The sequence below is a fragment of the Kitasatospora sp. NPDC058063 genome (genome assembly GCF_042885395.1).
Taxonomy (GTDB): domain Bacteria; phylum Actinomycetota; class Actinomycetes; order Streptomycetales; family Streptomycetaceae; genus Kitasatospora; species Kitasatospora lactacystinica.
This window is the reverse complement of record NZ_JBHVSD010000005.1, coordinates 37,830-60,147: the sequence shown is the minus strand read 5'-3', so window position 1 is coordinate 60,147 and position 22,318 is coordinate 37,830. Positions and strand designations below refer to the sequence as shown.

Sequence of the window (22,318 nt, the reverse complement as noted above, 5' to 3'; positions counted from 1 at the left end):
GGCATCCGTTGGAGCCCGGGCGGTCCAGGGCGGCACACAAGGGTGCCCGTGAAGCCGGCGATGACGACGTGCAGTGGATCAACGCCTCTGGACGCATAGTTAAGATGACTAATTCGGCCGGGGCAAGAGCCTGGATCTTCTTCCCCCGTCCGTCCACGCGCCCGCCGCCACCGGAGCACACCGGTCCGTCACCGGAGCACACCGCCCGTCCATCGCGTTGCCCGGCCGTCGCGTTGACCGACCGTCGCGTTGCCCGGCCGTCGCGTTGCCCGCACGAGCCGCGATCAAGGATGATGCTCCGCCGTGACGTACCTCATCCTCGGCGTGCTGGGCATGATCGCCCTCGCCATCGTCCTCAGGTTCCGCAGGAACAGGGCCCGGAGCTGGGCGCTGACCGAGTTCGACGCGCCCACGTACGGCATGGCCCCCCGCGACCGGCTCGACCCGGGCCGAGCCGGGCCGCCACCGCCCCCGCACCTCCGGCAGGAGTCCCTGGCGATCGCCGAGGCGGCCTGGGCCGGGGACTGGAGGCCCGCCGCCGCGTACGTCGAGGCCGCCGGGCAGGACTGGGACGAGCGCTGGTACCGGCTCGACCTGCTGGACTCCATCGCCGACCGGAACGACGGCTGGCTGAAGACCTGGCGCGCGGCCGAGCCGGGCAACTGCGACGCGGCCACCCTGGAGGCCGGCCGGATGGTGCAGGCGGCCTGGACGGTCCGCGGCTCCCGGGACACCCACAAGGTGCCCGAGGAGGCCATGCTGACCTTCCGGGCCATGCTGCCCGCCGCCGTCGAGGCCGCGAAGCGGGCCGCCCTCCTGGCCCCCGCCGACCCGGGCCCCTGGGTCGTCATGGTGACCGCCGCCCGCGGCGCGCAGTACCCGCCCAAGCAGTTCGAGGAGCTGTGGCGCGGCCTGGTCGAGCGGGCGCCGTTCCACTACGAGGGCCACTGGCAGGCCATGCAGTACTGGTGCGCCAAGTGGTCCGGCTCGGACAAGAGGATGCTGGCCTTCGCCAAGCGGGCGCTCAGGAAGGCCCCGGCCGGCAACCCGCTGCCCGGCCTCTACCTGCAGGCGCTGTACGAGCTGGAGCTGCGCGGCGCCCTCGGCACCACGCTGGCCGGCGAACTGGGCAGGGACCCGGTGCGCAAGGTCGCGGCCGCGCTGGCCCGGGTCCGCCCGGACCACCACCGGCTGCCGCACCTGCGGCACCTGCTCGCCCACTACGCGGGCATCGCCGGGCTCCACCGCATCGCCGTGGAGCAGTTCCGGGCGATCGGACCGTGGTGCGGCAGCCCGCCGTGGACCCGCACGGACGACCCGGCGCTCGCCTTCGACCTCGCCCGCGGCGCCGCCGTACGGCTGTCGGGCGCGAAGCCGACGCCGGCCCTGCTGCGACCGAAGGCCGGGCTGCCGGACAGCGCATAGGAATCCGGGAGGACCTGGCGGTCGAGCCACGACCGTCCAGCGAGCACCCACGGAAGAGGCCGCCCCGCCGAACGACGGGGCGGCCTCTTCCGTGGGTGCGATGACGGCCCGATGGTGCGACCGGGCGAACGAATGCGGCGGCTTCTTCGGTTCACCGTCCCGGGCGGGGAATTCGTGAAAGGAAAGTTCCCTGGTCACAAGGGGTGCGGGACGGCCCGATCCGTGGAGTGTGCACGTCATTTCAAGGGCTTGTCCCCTTATTGGGCCGAGGGCCGTACGAGGAATTCGCCCCTTGCTCACGTGACTCGCGCAAGTCCCTTCCGTTCCCGGATCGAATCTGACAGCATCGTCCGCTATCCGGTGACCGAATGCCGGTGATCACTGCGCCGGTCGGGCCCGTGGGGTGCCCGTCCGCAGCCGACGTCCCCGGACCGGATCGACCGGCGGGCCGGGATGCGACCGGGGCGCAACCGGGGAGGAACGTGATGCACGGCTTCGTTGTGCGCAGGCTGCGCCACGTGGAGGAGAAGTGACCGCCCGGGCCGGCACCCCCGTGCCCACCCGCGACTCCGCCCACCGTCCACCGCGCTGGGTCCGCACCAGGCTGCGGGCGAACCCGCTGTCGGCGCTGCTCATGGCGGCCCTCGCGTTCGTCACCGTCTTCCTCGCGGCGGCCCTCCCCCGCATCGCGGACCGGGGCGCGGACACGGCACTCCAGGACTTCGTCAGCGGGAAGGGCCCCAACCAGACCAGCCTGCAGACCACTTCCAGGACCCGGGACGACGACAGCGCAGTCGAACTCGACCGGGTGCAGCGGCAACTGGTCGAACAGGTCGGCCGGCGGCTGACGCCGTCCCGAGCGGGGCAGGCCTACGGTGCCCGCGCCCTGGGCGACCACTCCATGGCCAATCCGGGGTACGCCCACATCTCGGACAAGGAGCCCTACCCGGCCCTCAGCCTGCTCCACCTGCACGACCTGGCCGCCCGGGCCACCCTCACCGACGGCACCTGGCCGACCCCCGGCGCCGTCGGCGGTCCGCTGCCGATCGTGGTCAGCGAGAGGGCCGCCGCGACCATCGGCATCAAGCTCGGTGACGTCATCGACAACGGCGTCGAGAGCTCCGGCGCCAGGCGGACCACCGTGGTGGTCGGCCTCTACCGGGTCAACGACCCCCAGGACCCGTTCTGGGACGACCTCGGCTGCCCGGCCCGCGCCTGCCTGAACACCAAGCCCGACCACGAGCACTGGACGACCAGCGGGTTCGTCGACGGCGGCAGCCTGCCCGCGCTGGTCCGCTGGGGTTCGACCGCCGAGAACTTCTGGCGGCTGCCCGTCGACCCCGCCTCGCTGCACGCCGACCGGATCGACCGCACCCGCGACGTCATCCGCTCCTTCCTGACCGGGAGCGACGCCACCGCCCTCCTCGACGCGACCGGACGCGCCGACCTGCAGACCGTCTCCGGCCTGCCCGACGTCCTCACCCGGGCGGACGAGCGCTACCGGGCCTCGCTGCCGCTCAGCGCGATCGGCCCGGCCGGCGTCGCGGGCGTCGCCGCCGTGGTGCTGTTCCTGGCCGCCGCGCTCACTACGGACCGGCGCGCCGCCGAGATCCGGCTGCTCCGGGCCCGCGGCGGTTCCCTCGCCGGGGTGCTGCGACGGCTGATCGGCGAGGGAGCGGTCACCGTCCTGCCCGCCGCCGTGCTCGCCACGACCCTCGCCCTGGTGCTGCTGCCCACCCCCCGGTGGGACCGCGCGGTGGCGGCCGCCCTGGTCGCGACCCTGATCGCGCTGCTGGCCTTTCCGGTCCGCGCGGCCCTGCTGTGGTCCCGTCGACGGCCGGCCGGCGGCCGCCGCCGACTGGTCGGCGAACTCGCCGTCCTGGCGGTCACCGCCGCGGCCGTGGCGGAGGTCCGGCGCCGGGGTGTCGGCCACCCCGGGGCCGGGGTGGACCCGCTGCTGGTCGCCGCGCCGCTCCTGCTCGCCGTCACCGGCGGACTGGTCCTGGCCAGGATCGAGCCGGTGGTGGTCGGCCGGCTGGCCGCCCTCGCCGGCCGGGGCCGCGGCCCGATCGGCTTCCTCGGCCTCGCCCGGGCCGCCCGCGACGGCTCGGGCCGCCGCAAGCCCTCCGTACTGCCGCTGCTCGCCCTGCTGATCGCCGTCACCACGACCGGCTTCGGCGCCACCGTGCTCGACACCGTCGACCACGTGCGGACCCGCGCCGCGCGCATCACCACGGGCGGGGACATCGGCGTCTCCCTCCCGGACTACGCCACCCTGACCGAGCCGTTCACCGGGGCCGCCGCCGCCCTGCCGGGCGTCCGGGCCTCGACCGCGGCCTGGATCGAGCCCAGAGCCCGCTTCTTCGCCACCGACCGGGACTACACCGAGGCCAACCTGGTGGTGGTGACCGACCCGGCGGCGTACGCCGAGATCGCCCGGGCCCTCGGGGCCGGCGGGTTCGATCCGGCGAAGCTGACCGGGACGTCCGGCGGCGGCCGGGACACCCCGGTGCCCGCCCTGGTCAGCCGCGACCTGGCCGAACGCCTGGCCGCAGGGCCGTCCCGGGTGCGCACGCCCAACGGCAACGACCTGCACCTCACCGTCGCCGGTGTCGTCGGCGCCACCCCCGCACTGCCGGACCCGGGCAAACCGTTCGTCGTCGTTCCCGCCGGCCCCGCCTGGGAACGGCTGCCGGACACCAGGCGGGTCAACACGTGGTTCGCCGTCGGCGACATCGACCCCGACCGGGTCAGGACAGTCCTGCGGGACAACAGCGGGGCCCGGCCGGTCGGCCTGGCCAAGCTGATCGCGGACGACGCCGCCGCCGTCGGCAAGGACACCCACGGCCTGCCCTCGGGATACACCGTGCACAGCAGCCGGGAGACCGCCGCCGCGCTCGGTGACGACCCGCTGCAGCACGCCGCCGGGCGGCTGTTCCGGTACGCGGCCGCCGCCGGAGCCGGATTCGCCCTGCTCGCCGTCCTGCTGACGCTCTTCCGGGCCGCACCCGACCGCACCGCCGTGCTCGCCCGGCTGCGCACCATGGGCATGCGGCCCCGGCAGGGGCTGGCACTGATCATGACCGAGGCGCTGCCGCAGACCCTGGCCGCGGCCGTCGGCGGCGGCCTGGTCGCACTGGCGGCGGTCGCCCTGCTGGGCGGCGCCTTCGACATCTCGACGCTGGTCGGCGCCAAGGTCGGGGACGTCGTCGTCCCCGTGCTGATGCCGGTGCTGCTGCCCACCGCGGGCCTGGCCCTGCTGGTCGGGCTCGGGGTGGTGGTGGAGACGCTGGTCGCCGGCCGGCGCCGGATCGCCACCGAACTGCGGGCGGGTGAGCAGTCGTGACACCGGGAGCGGCCGGGACCCCCGGTCTGCGCCCCGGGCGGCCCGGCTCCGGGGGCCGGGCCGCCGGACGCGGGGGTGCCGGACGCGGGGGTGCCGGACGCGGGGGTGCCGGACGCGGGGGTGCCGCGGTCAGTACTCGTTCTTGACGACGAAGTACGAGCCGCGGATGACACCGGCGAGCTTCGACTTCTGCCGGGCGAACTTGAACCGGGAGGCGAGCTCCTCCGGGATCTCCATCCCCTCCGAGAGCTTGAACCCGACCGCCCGCTTCTTGGCGTCGTCGACGGTGTACATCACGTTGACCGACAGCCCGCTCTCGTAGAAGACATAGGCCATGCGGATGTCCTCGACCTGGAAGGCCGTGGCCTCCAGCGGACGGGACGCGATGACGATGTCCCGTTCCTCCTTCAGGATCCGGTGCACCCAGTCGACGGCCTCCTGGGCGTCGCCGGCCGGCTCCACCGTGAAGACGTGGTCGTACTTGTTCCTGAAATAGCGGGCCTCGTTCGCCCGCAGACCGGCCAGCGCCTCCGCGACGGGTGACGACTCCAGGCCGACGGTCGAGACGGTGCCGAAATCCACGGTGTAGGTCATGGCGGGTTCTTCCTCATCGGCGTCGGTGGACGGCGGACGCCCCGGCACCCGCGCCGGAACGAGTACCTGCCTCGTCCCGCGTCCCACGTCCCGCTCCGAGCGCTGGTCACCGTGGACCGGGATGCCGTCGGCTCCCGCCAGTATGCGGGCCGGGTGGGGCCGGCTCCAGGTCATGAAGGTGGTGTCGCACTCGGTGAAGCCGCTCTCCGACCTGCCGGGACGGTGCGGCCGAGGTGCCGGAGGCCGCGGCGGACGTCCGTCGCACCGTGCCCGGCGCCGTCCTCGTCCCGTCGGCGTCGCGGGTCACCAGGTGACAGGCAGTGCGTGGAGACCGTAGACCTCGTTGTTCACGCGGTAGGGCACGTCCTCGGCGGGGCACGCGAGCGCGAGGCCGGGCAGTCGCCGCAGGAGCGCGGGCACGGCGATCCGCAGTTCGGCGCGGGCCAGTGGTGCACCGAGGCAGTGGTGCGCGCCGTGCCCGAAGGCCAGGTGCGACACGGGTTTGCGCGCGATGTCGAAGAGGTCCATCCCGGCGCCGAGCGCCGGGTCGCGGTTGGCCACCGGCAGTTGACAGACGACCTGGTCACCGGCCTTGATCGGCACGCCGCCGACCTCGGTGTCGCACCGCGCGGTCCGGGCCAGCGCGGTGCTGGACACGGACAGGTACCGCAGCAGCTCCTCGACGGCGGTGTCGATCACCGGCTCGCCCTCGGCGGCGTCGCGCAACCGGTCGGCCTGCTCCGGGTGCGACAGCAGGGCGAGCACGCCCAGGCCGATCGTGTTGGACACCGTGACGTGGCCGGCGAGCAGCAACAGCTCGCAGACGCCGACCAGTTCGGAGTCCGACACCGCGCCGCCGTGCTCCCGGACGAGCATGCCGATCATCCCGTCGTCCGGGCTGCGCCGCTTCTCCGCCACCAGGGAGGCCATGTACGCGCGCGATTCCCGGCCGGCCGCGATTCGTTCCTCGATGGGGAGCCCGAGATCCAGCGTGGTCCGGGACCAGTGGTGGAACTGCCCCTGGTCGGGGTCGGGAACGCCGAGCATCGCGCAGATCACCCCGAGCGGCAGCGGCAGGGCGAAGTCGGCCATCAGGTCCGCCGCGGGACCCCGCGACTCCATGGCGTCGATCAGCTCGCCGACCAGGGTGCGGATCATCGGCTCCAGTGAGCGGATCCGCTTCCCGGTGAACTCCGGCGTCAGGACGTGGCGCAGCCGCGTGTGCTCCGGCGGGTCCATGTTGAGGAGCTCGTTCGGCAGGACCGGAGCGCGTCGCGGGTCGTACATCGCGAACGTCTCCTGGTCGGCCAGCACGCGCCGGACGTCGGCGTGCCGGGTGACGAGCCAGTACTCACCGACCCGGTGCAGCCAGAAGTCCTGGACGCGCCGAACCCGGTCCCCGCGCTGGGCCTCACCCAGTGCCGGGCCCGGACCGAGCCCGTCGCGACGGTAGAAGATCGAGATCGGCGGCACTTCCCGCTGCTCACCCATGGAACCTCCCGTGATCACCCGGCACCCATGTGCCGACACCGCTTACCGACACCCGCGTGCCGATTCCGACTTCCCGATACCCGGGCGCTCGTGCCGCTGCGCGCTTCGGCCGCGGTCCTGTGCGGCGCGCGGGGGCGCGGAGACCTCGAACCCACCCCCTCCCCCGAGCCGGAGCCGCCCCCTGTCCCGCCCCGGTCCCGCCCCCTGCGTCCGCCCCCTCCCCGGCCGTTCCGCGGGGTGCGTCATTTTCCGGGAACCCCTTGACAGGTATAGACCACTCCGCTTGAGTCTGGGTCAGCCCCGCACCGGCCCGCACCCCGGTCGGCCCGTCCCCCACGACGTGCCCCCACCCGCGGGGCCCGGCTCCCCTGCCCCGACGTCCCTACCTCCACGACCGTGCGGCCCCACACCGCACAAGGGGTGATCAAGTGTCCACGAAACGCCTGCTCGCACTGCTCTCCGCCGTCGCCACAGCGCTGGCGGTGGTCCTGCTGCTGCCCGCGGCCAACGCCAGCGCCGCCGTCTGCGCCACGCCCTGGAACTCCTCGGCCGTCTACACCGGCGGCGCCGCCGTCTCCTACAACGGCCACAACTGGCTCGCCAAGTGGTGGACCCAGAACGAGCCGCCCAGCACCGGAGGCTCCGGCGTCTGGTCCGACCAGGGCGGCTGCGGCACCGGCCCGACGACGACCCCGACCGCCACGCCGACGGCCACGCCCACGTCCACCGGCACGCCGAACCCGAGCGGATTCCCGGTCAGCCAGGCCCAGTTCGACCAGATGTTCCCGAACCGGAACCCCTTCTACACCTACCAGGGCCTGATCGACGCCCTCGCCGCCTACCCCGCCTTCGCGGCCACCGGCACCGACACCGTCCGCAAGCAGGAGGCCGCGGCCTTCCTCGCCAACGTCAACCACGAGACCGGCGCGCTGGTCTACGTGGTCGAGCAGAACACCGCCAACTACCCCCACTACTGCGACACCTCACAGCCGTACGGCTGCCCGGCCGGCCAGGCCGCCTACTACGGGCGCGGCCCGATCCAGCTGAGCTGGAACTTCAACTACAAGGCGGCCGGCGACGCCCTCGGCATCGACCTGCTGCGCAACCCCAACCTGGTGCAGACCGACCCGGCCGTCGCCTGGAAGACCGCGCTCTGGTACTGGAACACCCAGAACGGGCCGGGCACCATGACCCCCCACAACGCGATCGTCAACGGCTACGGCTTCGGCGAGACCATCCGCAGCATCAACGGCTCACTGGAATGCAACGGCGGCAACCCCGCACAGGTGCAGAGCCGGATCAACGCCTACCAGCGCTTCACCCAACTGCTCGGCACCGTACCGGGCAACAACCTGAGCTGCTGAGCACCCGGCCCGACCGTCGTGGGCGCACTGGCGCCCGGAGCCAAGGCACCGACATCACGGTGGCCGGCGGCGCGGCCGCGCCAGCCGCTTACGACGGCCCCAGGCACCGGCCGCGGTCGCCCCTCACGCGCGGGACGGCCCCGGCCCCGATAGCCTGGGGGCGAGCCCGTACACCGTCCTCGTCCGAGGGGTTGATCGATCATTCTCCACGCACTCGTCGGCCGGCTCGGGATCGTCGCACGGGCGTTCCCCGCCGTGTGCCGTCGGGTCGGGGTGGCCGGGGCCGTCCGGTTGGGTGCTGGTGAGCTGCTCTTCGACCTGCGCCACGGCACCGAGACCGGCATCGACGTGGTGGCCCGGCACGAGGGTGCGAGCCCCTGGCTGTTCGCCGAGCTGGTACGGGTGCTGCCCCCGGACGGTCGGCGGGTGCTGCTCGACCTCGGCGCGGGCAAGGGCCGGGCGCTGCTGCTCGCCGCGCGGCACGGGTTCCGGGAGGCGGTCGGGGTGGAGCTGTCCCCGGAGCTCTGCGCCGTGGCCCGGGCGAACCTGCGTGGGCGCCGGGCCGGGGCCGGCAGCTGTCGGACCGAGGTGCACTGCGCGGACGCGGCCGGGTTCGAGGTGCCGGACCGGGTCGACACCGTCTTCCTCTTCGACCCGTTCCCCGAGGACACCCTGCGGGCCGTCGTCGGACGGCTGACCGCCTCGCTCGAGCGGGCCCCCAGGGAGGTCCACGTCCTGTACCAGCATCCGAGGCTCGCCCGGGTGCTGACGGAGGCGGGGTTCGCCCCGGTCTACCGGATCGGCTCCGAGGGGATGGTGCTGCGCCGCGACGGCCGGGCCGACGGGGCGACGGCTCCGGCTTCCGGTGCCGCGTACAGGCGGGACAGGAAGTCGTAGAGCAGCAGTTCCTGTGCCCGGGCGGCGGAGCGCAGCACCCGGTTGGCGTGCAGGTGGACGTAGTTGCCCGCCAGGGCGGCGATCGGGGTGCCGATCTGCCCGGTCCGCACCCCCTCGCGCAGCTCCGCCGCGAGGGACCGGACGGCGGCGGACGTGTCGTCCGCCGGGCCCGGGCCCGCCAACAGGTTTTCCAGGGCAGCGCGTTCGCGGCGGAAGCGGTCGCCGATCCCGCGTCGCACGGCCTGGTCCACCCGGAACTCGGCGCGGAAGCGGTCGCGGGCCGCGCTGACCAGGGCGCGTTTCTCGGCCCGCGGCAGGCCAAGTTCGGTCAGCAGCCGGTCGATGCCGACCAGCGCGGCCCGCCAGCGGGAGTCCGTGCCGCCCTCCGCACCGAGCGACTCGACGGTGCGCAGCGCGGCCTCGCTGTCCTGCCGGAACAGGAGTTCCGAGAGCCGGATGCCGTCCGGCCCGCCGTAGCGCTCGATCTCCCGCTCGTAGGTGTCGAGTTGGACGCGCCGGACGACACCCTCCGCGAGCAGCGGCTGCGCCGCGTCGTACAGCACCGGCAGGACGTCGGCGGCCAGGCGCCGCCGGTCGCCGTGCAGCCGCACCCTGAGGTGCCACTCCGGGTCGGCGTAGCGGACGTAGAACCAGCTGTCCGCAGCGCCCTCGGCGAGGGCGCTGCGGACGAGCGGCCGGACGACCCGGCGCAGGGTTTCGTCGGCGCCGGCCGAACCGGTGTAGAGCTTGGCGTAGAGCCACTCGGAGCCGGGCGGGAAGCTCCGTACGCACGGTCGCGCTTCGTCGGCACGCGGTGGCCCGGGGTCGGCCCGGCGCGCGGGCGGGTGCGCCCGCGGATACCCGGGCGGGTGCGCGCCGGTACGGACGAAGGGGACCACCACCTCGTGGGTGAACCGCCCCTCGGGGCCGCGGGCGAGCACCTCCTCGTCGCCGAGGAACAGCTCCGCCATGGTGGCCGTGGAGCGGCCGTCCAGCAGCCTGGCCGCCATGTCGAGGAAGACGGTGTTCTCCAGGTCGACGGGCAGCAGCCGGTCGCCCTCCGCCACAGCGACCCACCGCGGCAGACCCAGCTCCCGGCGCAACTCCTGTACGGCGACGAACCGTTCGCTCGGGGACTGCACCGCGAAGCGCGCCAGCCGGCGCTCGGTCAGGTTCCAGCGCGCCCGGGCGAGCACCAGGCGCCCGGAGACGATCCGCGGCAGGTACGGCGCGGCGGCGAGCGGCCCGAGGACGGCGTCCAGCCCGTGCGCCTGCTGCGGGGCCTGCAGGGCGCACAGGAAGCGGTACAGGCCGAGGTTCGCGGGGGCGGCGAAGTGGTGCGCGGACGTCAGGCGCGGGAGGACCTCGGCCCCCAGCCGGGTGGAGCGCAGCGCCAGGCGGTCGCCGTCGGGGACGAGGGTCAGGTCGGCCAGCGGGATCTGCTGGTCGGGCGGCGCCCCGGAGCGGCCGAGGCAGGGGATTTCGTGGCCGCGCAGCAGCGGCCGCCGCAGGACGTTGCCGATCCGCTCGCCGGGCAGGTGGGCGATCTCCGCGAACACCGCGTCCGGCCTGAGCGCCTCCTCGGCCCGCAGATGGGCCCGGACGCACCGGGTGAGGTCGTCGCCGTCGTGGCAGAACCGGCCCAGCAAGTACGCCCCGGAGGGTCCGCCCAGGGCGGATATGTGCACCCGGTAGCGCCCCCGCGCCACCGCCTGCGGACTTTCGGCGAGGATGCTCGCCACGACACCGAAGGAGTCGGGCAGCGGCGGCCGGTCGATGGTGCTCTCGTCGGCGGCTGTGAGCGCGTCGAGCCGTTCCGGGCCGAGGGCGAGTTCCCGCGCGCCGGTGCGCATCGCCTCGCCCAGCCAGGTCAGCAGCAGCCGGTGCCGCCCGTCCCAGCGCTTCTCGCCGTCCACCGGCCGGCCGGAAGCGTCCTGGCCGCCGAGGTCGAGGCCCTCCGGGTCGAGGCCGTCGAGGCCGAAGCCGTCCAGGCCCGGGCCGGCCAGGTCGAGGCCGGCGAGCAGCGGTTCGGCGGCGGCCATCGGGGCGGCCCGGACGGGGAACCCGAGGCCGGACTCCGGGTCCAGCGCCTCGCACAGCGGTACCTCGCGGGCGCCGTAGCGGGTCCGGTAGGCCGCGGTGAACCGCGCGAGCTGCGGGTCCGGGCGGGTGCCGCCCAAGCGGTGGAGGAGCCGGGCGCCCCGGAGCACCTCGGCGGCCACCGCACGCCCCAGCACGGCCCGCGCGGCCGGCTTCACCAGGTCGATCCGGAACAGCCCGGACGGCCCGGACGGGTCCGCCGCCACCGGTGGGCGGGTGAGCAGCGCCGCCGCGCGGGCGTAGTGGCCGGACGCCTCGCCCGGCGGCCGCCGGTCCGCCGTGGCGAGCTGCCGCCGGGCGGCGTCCAACGCGGCCGTGACGGGGCCGAGCCCGGCCCGTTCGGCGAACGGCCGGACCTGGGCGAGCAGGTCCGCCAGTGGCTCGGGCCCGCTCACGGGTAGTTCGAGCTCGGGGACGAGGATCTGGTGCTCGATCAGCTCCTCGACGGCCCGGCCGGCTTCCCCGGGCTCGACGTCCGGTTCGGCGGCGACCACGGCGGCGACGAGTTCGTCCGGACGGGCGCCGGGGCCCGCCCGGTCGACGGCGGCGAGGAGCCACGGCACGGGCTCGACCTCGACCAGCCGATGGGTCGGGCCCGCGTCCGTCCGGAGCACCTCGACGTACCGGAGCCGCCCGGCGCTCCGGTACAGGCTGGAGTTGGGCCGGTGGACCAGGTGCCGTCGCACCTCCGGCCGCCGCCGCAGGTCGGCGGTCAGCGCGCCGAGGTAGCCGAAGTCCAGGCCGGTGCGGCGCCGGTAGGAGGAGGACGGTCCGAGTTCGAGGGCGGTCGGGCCGTCCGCCGTGGGGTCGACCGAGCCGACCGAGCAGCCGGCGAAGAGCCCGAACGGGGTCGGCCTGGCGGACATCCGGGCGAGGTAGCGCAGCAGGCTGTGCTCGGCGTTCCGGCCGCGCCGGCTGTCGGGCGAGTGCTCCCAGGCGTCCAGGCCCGCGGTGAGTGAGGAGGAGGCGACGGACAGCGCCTCCCGGACGTCGGCACGGCCGTACAGCGCCCGCAGCCGTGCGCGCACCCGCAGCCGGTCGCGCCGGACTGCGGCGTCGACCAGGTCCGGCTGCCCGCCGCACCGCGCGGCGGCCAGTCCCTCGCCCAGGCCCAGCAGGGCCTCCAGGGGCAGCAGCGGGGTGCGGAGCACGAAGAACTCGGCGGCCTCCCAAGCCGGTTCGCCCTGCACGGGCCCACCCCGCACGGGCCCACCCCGCACAGGCTCACCCCGCACGGACCGGCCGGGGCCGGGCGCGTCGGACCCCACCGCCGGTCAGCTCCGGTCGCGCAGCCGGGCCCACCCGCGCCGGAGCAGGAACGGCCACAGCGGCGGGGCCGACAGCCCCTGGGCGAGCGGGCGCGGCCAGAAGAAGTTGACGTTCAGCGCCCAGGCCGAGACCACCGTCACCTGGTGGTACCAGCCCACCGGGATGTAGAGCGACTCACCGGCGTCCAGGGTGCACTGCCACCCGGTGGCGCGGCGGGCCCGCGGGAACCGCTCGTAGTCGGGGAGGTTGGGGTCGAAGCGGCAGTGCGTGATCTGCGGGATGCGGTAGACGCGCCGGGCCTGCGAGGGCGGATAGAGGACGAAGTGCTTGCGTCCGACGACCTGGACGTTGCAGTTCGGCGTCACGTCGCAGTGCAGCCCGGAGGAGGTCCCGAGCACGCCGCACCAGAGGTTGGTGTCGATCGGACCGCGTCGGTACCAGCCGGGCGGCGGCGCGTCGTCGAGCAGGTCCTCGGACAGCTGCCGGAGCTTCGCGTCGAGGTAGTACGAGCAGCGGAACCCGTCGGCGCACACCGCCCGGGTGATCTCACCGGCGCCGCTGCAGGACCGGGCGATCCGTTCCAGCCCGCCGGCGGTGTCCAGTACCCAGTCGAGGTACCGGCCGAAGGAGGTCCGCCCGCCGGCCGCGAGGTTCTGGAAGACGTTCCGCGGTGGCCCGTTCGTCTCCCGGACCGTCACCTCCCGCTCCCCCGCGACGGACCGCAGGTAGTCCGCGTCCCAGCGGTGCAGGGCCGGCCAGTCCCGGACGTTGCCCAGGACGACCCGGGGTTCGCCCTTGCGCAGCGGTGCGCGGAAGTCGTCGCGGCTGACGCGCGGGACGGCTCGGAGGGCCGTGCCCCGCCCTCCCGGGAGGCTCCGCGGCATCTACTCGGGCCCGCGCCGCGTACGGCGGGCCCGCCGGGATTCGGGTGCCCCGGGTGCCGACGCCGTCTCGTCGCAGGTCCACAGGCTCCAGCCCTGGGTGGTGAGCAGCGGGTCGTCGAGGTTGCCCACGGTGGACCGTTTCAGGTCGAGGGTCTTCTTGCCGTCCTTCGGATCCGTCGTGCGCTCCATGGTTCTCCTCCTTCGCAGCGAGGAACTCTCCGCCGGGTAGGCCTCGCGTCGGCGGGGCCTCGGGTCGGCGGGGCCTCGGATCGGCGGGGCTTCGGGTCAATCGCGGGGCGTCATTTCAGGAAGACCTCCCGCGCCAGCCTCATTCCGAGCAGCTCACGGAACTGCGCGCAGCCGTGCGTCTGCCGGTCGGGCCTGTCCAGCCGGGCCGAGAGCTCGGCCATCCGCTCGCTGTAGCCGTCCAGGGCGGCCATGTTCTCGACCTCGGTCACGATCATGACGTTCCAGTCGTCACGGCCGGTCGGCGGGGAGACCAGGATGCGGTAGTCGCGGATCAGCTTCTGCCGCTTGGCCTCCTCCATCAGGGGCTTCCAGCGCGCCCCCAGGTTTTCGAGGTAGGCATTGGTCAGGCCGGGCTTGGTCTGGGCGAACTGCACCGACCACACCGGCCCCTCGGAAAAGGCGAAGTCACCGGCGGCCATGGCGGTTTCGTTCTCGGTCATCAAATTTCTCGTTCCGGACGTTCGAGCACGGTTCGCCGGGCGTCCCCGTCCTGCAGGACGGCCCGCGCGGCGTCCCGCACGACGTCCCGCTCGGCGCACGGTTTCGAGGGGCGGGAGAGGGGCGCAATCGCGTACGGGACGGACAGGTGTCCCCCGACCGGACCGCCGTCCGGGCGGGCCACCCCTTCATGATGCTGCGGCGGACCCGGTCCCTCAACCGCTGGGGGAACGCGACGGAACGGCGGTGGCTCCGGCGGACTCACCGCCGAAGCCACCGCCGGAACCACCGAGGGCGGAGCCTGTCGCACGGAGAGAGGCTCTAGCGTGAACCGGCCGGCTCGATGAGCGCGCTGGTGACGATCGTCAGCGTGGCCGGCGCGTTGGTCGCGGGGTAGCCGTCCACCTCGCCGCTCTGGGTGCCGCGCACCGACCACACGAACGCGACCACGCCCTTGTCGTCCACGACGCGCTGCTGCAGCGTGAACGTGGCGTCCGGGAACGCGGTGCGGATCCTGGCGATCAGCTGGCGGGTCTCGTCCGCGCCCGTGGCGCGGTACCGCCGGGGCACGCTCTGCCGTTCTTCTGTTGCCATCACAGGTCTCCTGTCAGGATTGCGGGCACCGCACCGCCGGTCGGCGGTGCGACGTGCAGGGCGCGGAGCGCCGTCGCCGTGGTGAACAGTCGCCGCCAGTCCTCGGCGACGATGTCGAGGCCCGCGATCGATTCCGTCCACGACGTCTGTTCCCAGGGCTCCGTCAGCTGCGGCCGGGGCACCCGGAGGATCGGCACGACGGGCCAACTGCCGTCCGGTCGCTGCTGTTCCACCAGCCACCGGGTGCCGCTGGCGAGGGCCGCCCGGAGGGCCGGGCGGTCGCCTCCGGGCGGCGCCGTGAGCAGTTCGCCCAGCGCCTGGACGGCCAGCGCGGTGGCGAAGGCGGCGCACGCGCGGTTCGGCGCGGGTGCCCAACCGCCGTCCGGGCGTTGGGCGCGCAGCAGCCACCCGGCGGCTCCCGCCCGGGCCGCGGCCGCCCCGGGCAGGTCGGTGCGGCGGCTCAGCTCTCCGATCGCCTGCACCGCACGGCACGTGGTGTACAGTCCGCCCGCCCACCAGTAGGCCTCCCAGTTGCCCTCCGGGCGCTGCTGCTCCAGGAGCCGGCGCGCGGCACGCAGCGCCGCGCGCCGCTCCCGCTCACCGTCCAGGCCGGCCAGCAGCAGGGCGGCCACGGCGGTCACGCATGGGTGCGAGGAGGTCCAACCGCGCAGGTCGCCGGCGTCGGAGTGGAACCGGACGAGCCAGGGCTCCGGGTCCACGATGGTGGTGAACCCGCCGTCGGGTCGCTGCGTCGACAGCAGCCAGTCCACCGCCGGCCGCCACCGCTGCGGTTCGGGCGCGCCGATCCGGGTCAGGAACAGCAGGGCGTTCGCCGTGGAGTCGACGTCCACCGGCCACTGCCCGTTGTACCCCCACCCGGCTCCCGGAGCGCGGTTGGCGACCAGCCAATCGGCCGCGGCGGCAAGGGAGTTCACCGGAGTCGGGTGCGCCGGGGCCGGGGCGTCCGCCGCCGTGCCGACGGTCGCCAGGTTCCAGCCGACGTAGCCGGTGACCCAGGAGGTACTCTGCTGGCCGAGCAGCAGGAAGTCGCCCCAGCGGCCGGCCGGATCCTGTTCCCGCCGCAGGTAACGGGCCGCTGCCGCAAGGGAGCCGGCGATCGCGTCGGCGGTGGGCGCGGCCATGGTGGCGCCGGGGGCGGTGCCCCGCCGTGCCGCCGGACGGCCGCCCGGGGCCGCGGCGGCGCGCGCCCGGGCCAGCCCGTCCCGGCGCATCCGGTCGAGGTCCGCGCGCAGCCGGCGGACGGACTCGGAGAAGCCGATGAGGCGCTCCACCCAGCCCGCGGGCGGCAGGTCGGTCACCGCCGCCAGCGCACGGCACAGCTGCTCGGCGGCCTCGTCGAGGGTGTGTTCGGCGAGGCCGCCGTAGTGGAAGCGGCGGGCCGCGTCGGCGACCAGCTCGGTACGGGCGGCGCGGGTCGCCGAGGGGGTCAGGCCCAGCTCGGCGAGCAGCCGGGGGACGAGCTGCGAGGGGTGGCCGTGCAGGAAGTCCTCCTTCCAGTCGACGCATTCGCGGTAGCGGGCGAGCCCGGCGTAGAGGCGGCTCTGCGACTCGGTCACCGGCCCGACCGGCTCCGGCGTCCCGGCCAGCGCGGCGAACGCCTCAGTGGTGGTGTGTGCGAGCTCCGCCCCGGCGCCGGCCGGGTCCCAGGGGCGGCGGTACCCGGCGGAGAGCGACTGCCGGAACGGCTCCCCGCCCGGCAGGTCGTCCGCCAACTGCCGGGTGGCGAAACGCCGCAGGGACGCGCACTCCCGGTCGGCCCGGGCCGGTGCGCACTGGCCCCGGCTCTGCCGGAACCGAAGGAAGCGGGCCGCGCCGCCCGCCCGCGCGGCCAGTGCCACCCGTCGGGCCGCGCCCATCGGGACGGTCGCGAAGTACTCGTACAGCAGGAACGGCAGGTGGTCGAAGAGTGCCCCGGGGAGCGGCTGCGCCGGGTCCCACGGGCGGTCCTCGCGGCCGGGCAGGCCCGCCCACTGCTCGGCGAACACCCGGTCGGTGTCACGGGTCTCCATCAGCAGCAGCGTCACGGTCGCCTCCGTCCTAGGCCACGGACTCGGCGCGGTAGGCGCGGAGCAGCACGTCGGGGGCCTGGGCGCCGCCCGGGCCGGATCCCTCCACCAGCCGGTGGCCGAGGTACCGGCCGACCGCCGGCGGCACCCAGCCCGGCACCCCGTCCGACGGCACCGCGCGGCCCGGCCGCCACGGCTCGGGCGGCTCGTCGAGGCCGAGCGCGAGCAGGCCGTCCAGCCACGGGCCGTGCTGGTCGAACCAGTCCAGTTCGGCTGCGGAAACGCCGAGGTGCTCGGCCAGGCCGTACTGCGGGAGGGCCCGGCGCGAGGCCGCGATCGCCAGGCCGACCTGGCACAGGGCCTCGCCCGTGGTGCGCGCCGGGCCGGCGGCCCCCAGGACGCGGAACTGCTCCGCCAGCACCGCCGGCCCGGGCGTGCGCGGCTCCCGGTGGGCGTCGAGCCAGGGCCGCCAGGACGCCGCCACCGGTGTCGCGGGTGTCCGCCGGTCGCCCCGCCAGGCAGCCGCCCCGACCACCGCGAACGCCCCGACTGCCGCGGCCGGCCCGGCCGGGGCACCGTGCGGAGCAGTGGCGGGCGGCTCGGTCGGCAGGTCGAGGCCGAGCGTCGGGCCCGCGATCCGCTGCCGGGTGGTCCGGATGGCGGCGTGCCAGCTCCCCTCGGCGATCCGGTCGGCCGCGCCCTCGGCGCGGTCCAGGTGGCCGAGCGCCAGCGCGCGGACCTCCTCGACCACGCCCTCCCGGGCGAGCAGCTCGGCCACCTCGGACACCGGGGGCCGCTCGGCCGACTCCACCCGCTGCTGCCAGCCGGCCCGCAGGAACGCCACCGTGAGGGGGTAGGAGTAGTGCCCGCGCCGGTAGTCGATCCGCCAGTCCGCCAGGTCGTCGGCGAGCTGGAAGGCCACGTAGTGGGCGTCGTGCGAGGCCTCCAGCCCGGCCAGCGGCCGCTCGTCCCCGCCGAGTACGGCGAGGGCCGCGAGGCAGGCCTTGGCGATCGCGGACTTGCCCGCGTAGACGAGCTCCAGCTCCTCCCCGGGGTACGGCTGGAGCAGGCCGCGGTGCCGGGCCTCCTCGCGCAGCACCGCCTGGCAGAAGTGCCCGAAGTAGCGGTCGAAGTGGCCCCAGAACGGGCTGGTGGGGGGCAGCAGCGCGTACAGCCCGTGCAGCGCCTCGCGCTGGAGGAGTCCGCCCAGCAGCAGGCCGCCCCCGGTGCGGGCGGAGGGGCGGTCCAGTACCTCGTCCAGGGCCAGCACGTAGTCGAAGAGGTACGAGCCGCTGACGGACAGCGCCCGCAGCTGCGCCAGCGAGACGCGGGGGAAGGCGGTGTAGAACAGCAGCGGGTAGGTGTAGAAGACCCGGGGGTCGACCCCGGCGGCGATCCGCCGTTCGGACGGCAGGCCGCCGGTCGCCGGCAGGCCGTCCACCTGCAGCAGGCGGACGACCCGGCGCCGCAGCGGCCGCCGGGCCTCCTCCACCAGGGCGTTGTCGCCCCGCCAGCCGACGTGCCGTTCGACCCGGACCCCGCCGTTCGGCCGTTCGGCTACCACCGGCCCGAGACGACCGTCGTGACGACCGTGGTGACGCCACTCGCCTGGGCCTCCGCCTCGACCCGCGACTCCAGCTCGACGAGCCCCAGCTCGCCGACCGGCAGGTCCTCGAACGGGACCTCCTCGAACGCCAGCTCCTCGAACGGCAGGTCGCCGACGGGCTTGCCGCGCTCCGCTGCCACGTCTCCAGCCATCATGTTCTCCTTCGTCTCGGTGTACCCGTGTCCTGTACGCGACTTCGGTCGGTGGGTCCGGCCCGCCGGGTCCGGCGGTCCGCTGCCCGGTCACCCGGTGGCGGTGCCGGCCGGTTCCCGCCGCAGCCCCAGCGCCGTCACGTGGCGCTCGGTCAGATGGTGTTTCGCGGCGAAGGCGCGCTGCTGCGAGGTGTTGCGGATGACCAGCTCCGGACGGGACAGCAGCTGACGGACCGGGTCGCGGATCTCCAGCCGGTCCCCGGGCCGGACCAGCGGGTCGTCGGTGCGCGGGACCGACACCTCCAGGAAGGCGTAGCCCCGGCCCCGGGACGCCGTCAGGTTCACGAACAGCAGGTCGGACGCTACGCGCTCCACGTCGAGGCCGCCACCGGTGCGCAGCGCGGCGCTCAGCTCCCGGACGTCGCAGCCGAAGGCCCGGAAGACCGTCCCGACCTCGGTCAGCCGGCGCTGCAGGGCGTACCGGGTTTCGACGTACGCCATGAGGTCGCGCAGGACCGGGGCGCACGGTCCGAGCCCGTCCAGGACCTCGGCCGCCAGGTACCGGCACAGGTCCGGGACGAACCCGTAGAGGTAGTAGTCCGGCCGGAGCTGCTCCGGGCCGACGTGCCGGTGCTGCCAGCGCGTCCAGCCGGTCAGTACCTGCCGCAGGTCGGCGCCGGCGGTGCGCAGCGCGAGGAACAGCGTCGGGCAGGTGTAGGTGGCGGCGGAGATCGCCTTGGCCAGGTCGCGGTCGAGGTGCGGCGTCGGGATGTGGTAGAAGCTCGGGAAGATGTCGGGGTGGCGGGTGACCGTCGCGATCTCCTCCTCGTCCAGAAGGAAGAGCGAGATGTCGGAGCTGTGCCCGTCGAAGAGCAGTTCCTCGCGGTGCTCCTCGTACAGCGGACTGCCCACCAGCGGTGCCAGCAGGTGCATCTGCGCCTGGGTGTCCGGCGAGAGCTGCAGGACGTCGAGCGCGAGGTCGAGCGAGGCGACCGCGTCCTCGGTGGTCTCCTCCGGGAAGCCGACGATCAGGGAGGCGGTGCAGGAGATCCCCCGGTCGGTGCCGGAGCGGATGACCGGCAGCACCGCGTCGGTGCGCAGCCGCTTGCGCACCAGCGGTTGCATCCGCTGGGATCCGGTCTCGATCCCGAAGAACATCCCTCGGCAGCCGGCGGCGGCCATGGTGGCCAGCAAATCGTCGTCCACCCGGTCGGTCCGCGCGCTGCACGCCCACTCGAAGCCGTGCCCGCCGTCGAGAAGGGCGGCGCAGAACGCCAGGACCCACCGCCGGTCGACGGTCAGCATGTCGTGCACCAGGTCGAACCGGGTGAATCCGTGGGCGTCCCGCAGGTGCCGCATCTCGGTGATCAGCCGGGCCGGCGACTTGATCCGGTAGTCGCGGTTGAAGAACACGTTGGTCGAGCAGAACGTGCACCCGTACGGGCAGCCCCGGCCCGCCTCCACCGGCGCGAGGTCCTGCAGGGTCCGCTCGAAGGGGTACAGGTCGTAGGCGGGGAAGGGCAGTTCGTCCAGGTCCTGCAGCAGGGGTGCGGCGGGTTCGCGCACCGGGCCGCCGTCCGGCCCCCGCCAGGTGGTACCGGCCACGCCGGCCAGATCGTCGCCCGCCGCCCACCGGTCGAGCACCCGGACGAGGGACCGGTCCGCCTCGTTGCGCACGATCGCGTCGATCCAGCCGAACTCGCGCAGGGTCGCGACGTCCACCACGGAGGCCTGCGGGCCGCCGAGCAGGATCCGCACGTCGGGATCCAGCTCGCGGCACCGCCGGGCCAGCGCCAGCGTCTGAGGGTAGGAGTTGCACATCGTGGTGAGGCCGACGACGTCCGGCCGGGACTCGCAGATGAGCTCCGCCACCTCCCGGTGGAACTCGGGCCCGTCACCCACCCGGCCCTCCAGCAGCGCGAGCGTCGGATCCACCACCACCGGTTCGTGCCCGCTGCGCCGGGCCACCGCGGCCAGCCCGAGGAGGTTCAGCGGCACGTACGGCGAGGGGACCTTGCCGAAGTGCCAGTCCGCGTTGAAGCACGTCACGAGAGCCAGTCGCATCCTCGGCCCACCACACCCTGTCCCGGCCCCGGGGACCGTCGCTGCCGTCGCGTCGAAGAGTGGTCTACTCCGCGCGCGCACGACGTGCCAGCGGCCACGCCGCCGCCTCCGGCGGAGCACCCTGCCCGGGCGTACCGCCGGGGCCGAGGGCACCCCGTGAAGCGCTTCGACGCGCCGAAGGCCGCTCCCTGTCACGCGAAATTCACCGACCGGGGGTCTACTCGCATAGACAACGATGGGGCATCCTGGTGCGATGCCGGCGCTCGAAGCCCGTCGTCCCCGTCGCCCGGGGACCGCGGGCGGTGGCGCCGGACGGATCGGTCGGCCCTCGCGCCGGAGCACCGCCGCGCCACAGCACTGCGTACGTCCCCTTCGTCCGGGCCGGTTCCCCAGGCCCGGCTCCGGGCTTCCCGCCCTCCTGCCGAAGCGCGGCAGGAGGGCGGGAAGCCGAGTCGGAGGCACACCATCCTCATTGGGAGATGCAGATGAAGCCACGCACCGCAGCCACCGTCGTCGCCCTGGCCCTGGCCGGCCTCGCGCTCTCGGCGCCCACGGCCGGCGCCAGCGGCACCAAGCTGTCGCAGTCGACGGCTGCCAGCCAGCTCAGCAACGCCGGCGTCACATGGAGCTCCAGTGGGGGCTGCACCACCAGGTCCAACTCCACCTGTACCTCGTTCGACCAGATCAACTCGGGCACGGTGAGCGCCGTCATCACCCTCAAGCAGGCCAGCGGCTGCGCCATCAACATCACCGGCGGGACCGAGGTCGGCCACGCCTCCGGCACCTACAGCCACTACAACGGCTACAAGGTCGACATCGCCCGCAGTTCCTGCATCGACAACTACATCCAGAACAGCTTCACCTACATCGGCCTCCGGGGCGACGGCTACCCGCAGTGGAAGGCCGCGTCGGGCAACCTGTACTGCAACGAGGGCAGCCACTGGGACGTCCTCATCTACTGACGGCGGCCTCGGGTGCCGGCGCCCCGAGGGGCGCCGGCACGCCGGAAGGGCGTCGGTCGGTGCGACGACAGCGCCGGCCTCGGCGACTATCGGGTCCTGCTCCTCCGGCGGCGCCCGGATCGACTACGGCATCCTGGAACGCACCGACCGGACATGGGCTTCGGACACCAACGACCCCGTAGAGCGCCAGCGCATCCAGTGCTACACCGGGCTGTTCATCCCCCCGAGCTGACCGGCAGCCACGTCGGCGCTGCCACCGCCCACACCACCGGACGCACCAGCCCAGTACCCATCCGGCTGGCCACCGCGCCGTTCGGGCACGCCGGCACCGAGTGGGACATCACGGCCTGCTCCGAGGAGGAGCTGGAACGCCTGACCGCCTGGGTCGGCCTGCACAAGCGGCTGCGGCCGTCGCTGCACGGCGGGCGGACCGTCCGCGCCGACCACCCGGACCCGTCGGCACGGCGTGGTCTCGCAGGACACCGCCGTCCCGTGGATCGCCGAGGGTTCGATCCGCGCGTCGGGGGCGGTGCTGTCCGCCGTCGGCCTGGCGGCGCCGCTGGTCGAACCCGCCGCCAGCCGGCGGTGGAACTCCATGTCGTTCTCGATCAGCGCACGGCCCGGGCAGGCCGTGCCGGGGCCGCGCGGGTGCGCTACCGACGGAGGACGGCCCGCGGCGAGCTCCGGTCGAGGATCACCGGCGACTGATCCACCGCTCCGGGGCGACGGGCCCGGCCCGTCGACCGCGATCGGGCGGCGGCGAGTTCGGCGCCCCGGGGGATCGGGATGGCGGCGACTCCGCACCAGTGACCGGCCGTCAGGATCAGCACCGACCGCGAAGCGGCCCGGAAGCCGG

General features: G+C 74.4%; 16 protein-coding genes and 1 pseudogene. 6 read left to right on the top strand and 11 right to left on the bottom strand.

Going from position 1 to position 22,318, the window contains the following annotated elements:
- Positions 1-303 precede the first annotated feature (303 nt).
- Together ACFVUY_RS10235 and ACFVUY_RS10230 are read left to right on the top strand one after the other, a co-directional pair.
- Positions 304-1,425 carry a hypothetical protein gene (locus ACFVUY_RS10235; RefSeq protein ID WP_387684581.1) on the top strand — a complete coding sequence of 374 codons (1,122 nt, stop codon included), beginning with the start codon at positions 304-306 and terminating at the stop codon, positions 1,423-1,425.
- 529 nt (positions 1,426-1,954) lie between these two features.
- Positions 1,955-4,771, top strand: coding sequence for a hypothetical protein (locus ACFVUY_RS10230; RefSeq protein WP_387684583.1), 2,817 nt, complete (start codon positions 1,955-1,957; stop codon positions 4,769-4,771).
- 129 nt (positions 4,772-4,900) lie between these two features.
- On the opposite strand, the gene ACFVUY_RS10225 is transcribed toward ACFVUY_RS10230, so the two are convergent.
- Positions 4,901-5,365, bottom strand: a complete 465-nt coding sequence (locus ACFVUY_RS10225) for a phage tail protein (protein WP_387684585.1) — start codon at positions 5,363-5,365, stop codon at positions 4,901-4,903.
- Between the two features lie 303 nt (positions 5,366-5,668).
- Entirely contained in the window at positions 5,669-6,856 is a 1,188-nt protein-coding gene (locus tag ACFVUY_RS10220; protein ID WP_387728852.1) for a cytochrome P450, read from the bottom strand.
- A 428-nt stretch (positions 6,857-7,284) separates the two neighbouring features.
- On the opposite strand from ACFVUY_RS10220, the gene ACFVUY_RS10215 reads away from it, so the two are divergent.
- On the top strand, positions 7,285-8,220 hold the full coding sequence (locus ACFVUY_RS10215) for a glycoside hydrolase family 19 protein (protein ID WP_387728850.1): 936 nt from the start codon (positions 7,285-7,287) through the stop codon (positions 8,218-8,220).
- 291 nt (positions 8,221-8,511) lie between these two features.
- Positions 8,512-9,117 carry a class I SAM-dependent methyltransferase gene (locus ACFVUY_RS10210; RefSeq protein WP_387728848.1) on the top strand — a complete coding sequence of 202 codons (606 nt, stop codon included), beginning with the start codon at positions 8,512-8,514 and terminating at the stop codon, positions 9,115-9,117.
- Here ACFVUY_RS10210 and ACFVUY_RS10205 read toward each other — a convergent pair.
- The 9 genes from ACFVUY_RS10205 to ACFVUY_RS10165 form a co-directional block, all read right to left on the bottom strand.
- Complete coding sequence (locus ACFVUY_RS10205; protein ID WP_387728845.1) at positions 9,012-12,407, bottom strand: lantibiotic dehydratase; 3,396 nt, start codon at positions 12,405-12,407, stop codon at positions 9,012-9,014. The two genes, ACFVUY_RS10210 and ACFVUY_RS10205, sit on opposite strands and share 106 nt — an antisense overlap.
- An 84-nt stretch (positions 12,408-12,491) precedes the next feature.
- Complete coding sequence (locus tag ACFVUY_RS10200) at positions 12,492-13,370, bottom strand: cupin-like domain-containing protein (protein WP_387728843.1); 879 nt, start codon at positions 13,368-13,370, stop codon at positions 12,492-12,494.
- Entirely contained in the window at positions 13,371-13,559 is a 189-nt protein-coding gene (locus ACFVUY_RS10195; protein WP_387728841.1) for a hypothetical protein, read from the bottom strand.
- 110 nt (positions 13,560-13,669) lie between these two features.
- Positions 13,670-14,059, bottom strand: a complete 390-nt coding sequence (locus ACFVUY_RS10190) for a hypothetical protein (protein WP_387728838.1) — start codon at positions 14,057-14,059, stop codon at positions 13,670-13,672.
- 319 nt (positions 14,060-14,378) lie between these two features.
- Positions 14,379-14,651, bottom strand: a complete 273-nt coding sequence (locus ACFVUY_RS10185) for an ester cyclase (RefSeq protein WP_387728836.1) — start codon at positions 14,649-14,651, stop codon at positions 14,379-14,381.
- A complete protein-coding gene (locus tag ACFVUY_RS10180; protein WP_387728834.1) occupies positions 14,651-16,696 on the bottom strand; it encodes a prenyltransferase/squalene oxidase repeat-containing protein in 2,046 nt (681 codons plus the stop codon). The genes ACFVUY_RS10185 and ACFVUY_RS10180 overlap by 1 nt, the downstream gene beginning before the upstream one ends.
- A gap of 13 nt (positions 16,697-16,709) precedes the next feature.
- Complete coding sequence (locus tag ACFVUY_RS10175) at positions 16,710-18,242, bottom strand: hypothetical protein (protein ID WP_387728832.1); 1,533 nt, start codon at positions 18,240-18,242, stop codon at positions 16,710-16,712.
- Positions 18,236-18,439 (bottom strand): hypothetical protein, encoded by a 204-nt coding sequence (locus ACFVUY_RS10170; RefSeq protein WP_359829662.1) that lies wholly within the window; start codon positions 18,437-18,439, stop codon positions 18,236-18,238. Before ACFVUY_RS10170 ends, ACFVUY_RS10175 begins: the two co-directional genes overlap by 7 nt.
- An 87-nt stretch (positions 18,440-18,526) precedes the next feature.
- Positions 18,527-20,500, bottom strand: coding sequence for a B12-binding domain-containing radical SAM protein (locus ACFVUY_RS10165; protein WP_387728830.1), 1,974 nt, complete (start codon positions 20,498-20,500; stop codon positions 18,527-18,529).
- 479 nt (positions 20,501-20,979) lie between these two features.
- Between ACFVUY_RS10165 and ACFVUY_RS10160 the strand changes: the two genes are divergently transcribed.
- Positions 20,980-21,462, top strand: coding sequence for a hypothetical protein (locus ACFVUY_RS10160; RefSeq protein WP_380352678.1), 483 nt, complete (start codon positions 20,980-20,982; stop codon positions 21,460-21,462).
- Positions 21,463-21,550: 88 nt separating this feature from the next.
- Positions 21,551-22,170, top strand: a pseudogene (locus ACFVUY_RS10155) (alpha-galactosidase).
- Positions 22,171-22,318 lie beyond the last annotated feature (148 nt).

Excerpts from the sequence above, each read along its gene's own strand:
- ACFVUY_RS10225 (WP_387684585.1), bottom strand. The coding sequence starts at position 5,365 with ATGACCTACACCGTGGATTTCGGCACCGTCTCGACCGTCGGCCTGGAG.
- ACFVUY_RS10220 (WP_387728852.1), bottom strand. The coding sequence starts at position 6,856 with ATGGGTGAGCAGCGGGAAGTGCCGCCGATCTCGATCTTCTACCGTCGC.
- ACFVUY_RS10200 (WP_387728843.1), bottom strand. The coding sequence starts at position 13,370 with ATGCCGCGGAGCCTCCCGGGAGGGCGGGGCACGGCCCTCCGAGCCGTC.
- ACFVUY_RS10195 (WP_387728841.1), bottom strand. The coding sequence starts at position 13,559 with ATGGAGCGCACGACGGATCCGAAGGACGGCAAGAAGACCCTCGACCTG.
- ACFVUY_RS10190 (WP_387728838.1), bottom strand. The coding sequence starts at position 14,059 with ATGACCGAGAACGAAACCGCCATGGCCGCCGGTGACTTCGCCTTTTCC.
- ACFVUY_RS10185 (WP_387728836.1), bottom strand. The coding sequence starts at position 14,651 with ATGGCAACAGAAGAACGGCAGAGCGTGCCCCGGCGGTACCGCGCCACG.
- ACFVUY_RS10170 (WP_359829662.1), bottom strand. The coding sequence starts at position 18,439 with ATGATGGCTGGAGACGTGGCAGCGGAGCGCGGCAAGCCCGTCGGCGAC.
- ACFVUY_RS10165 (WP_387728830.1), bottom strand. The coding sequence starts at position 20,500 with ATGCGACTGGCTCTCGTGACGTGCTTCAACGCGGACTGGCACTTCGGC.
- ACFVUY_RS10160 (WP_380352678.1), top strand. The coding sequence starts at position 20,980 with ATGCAGATGAAGCCACGCACCGCAGCCACCGTCGTCGCCCTGGCCCTG.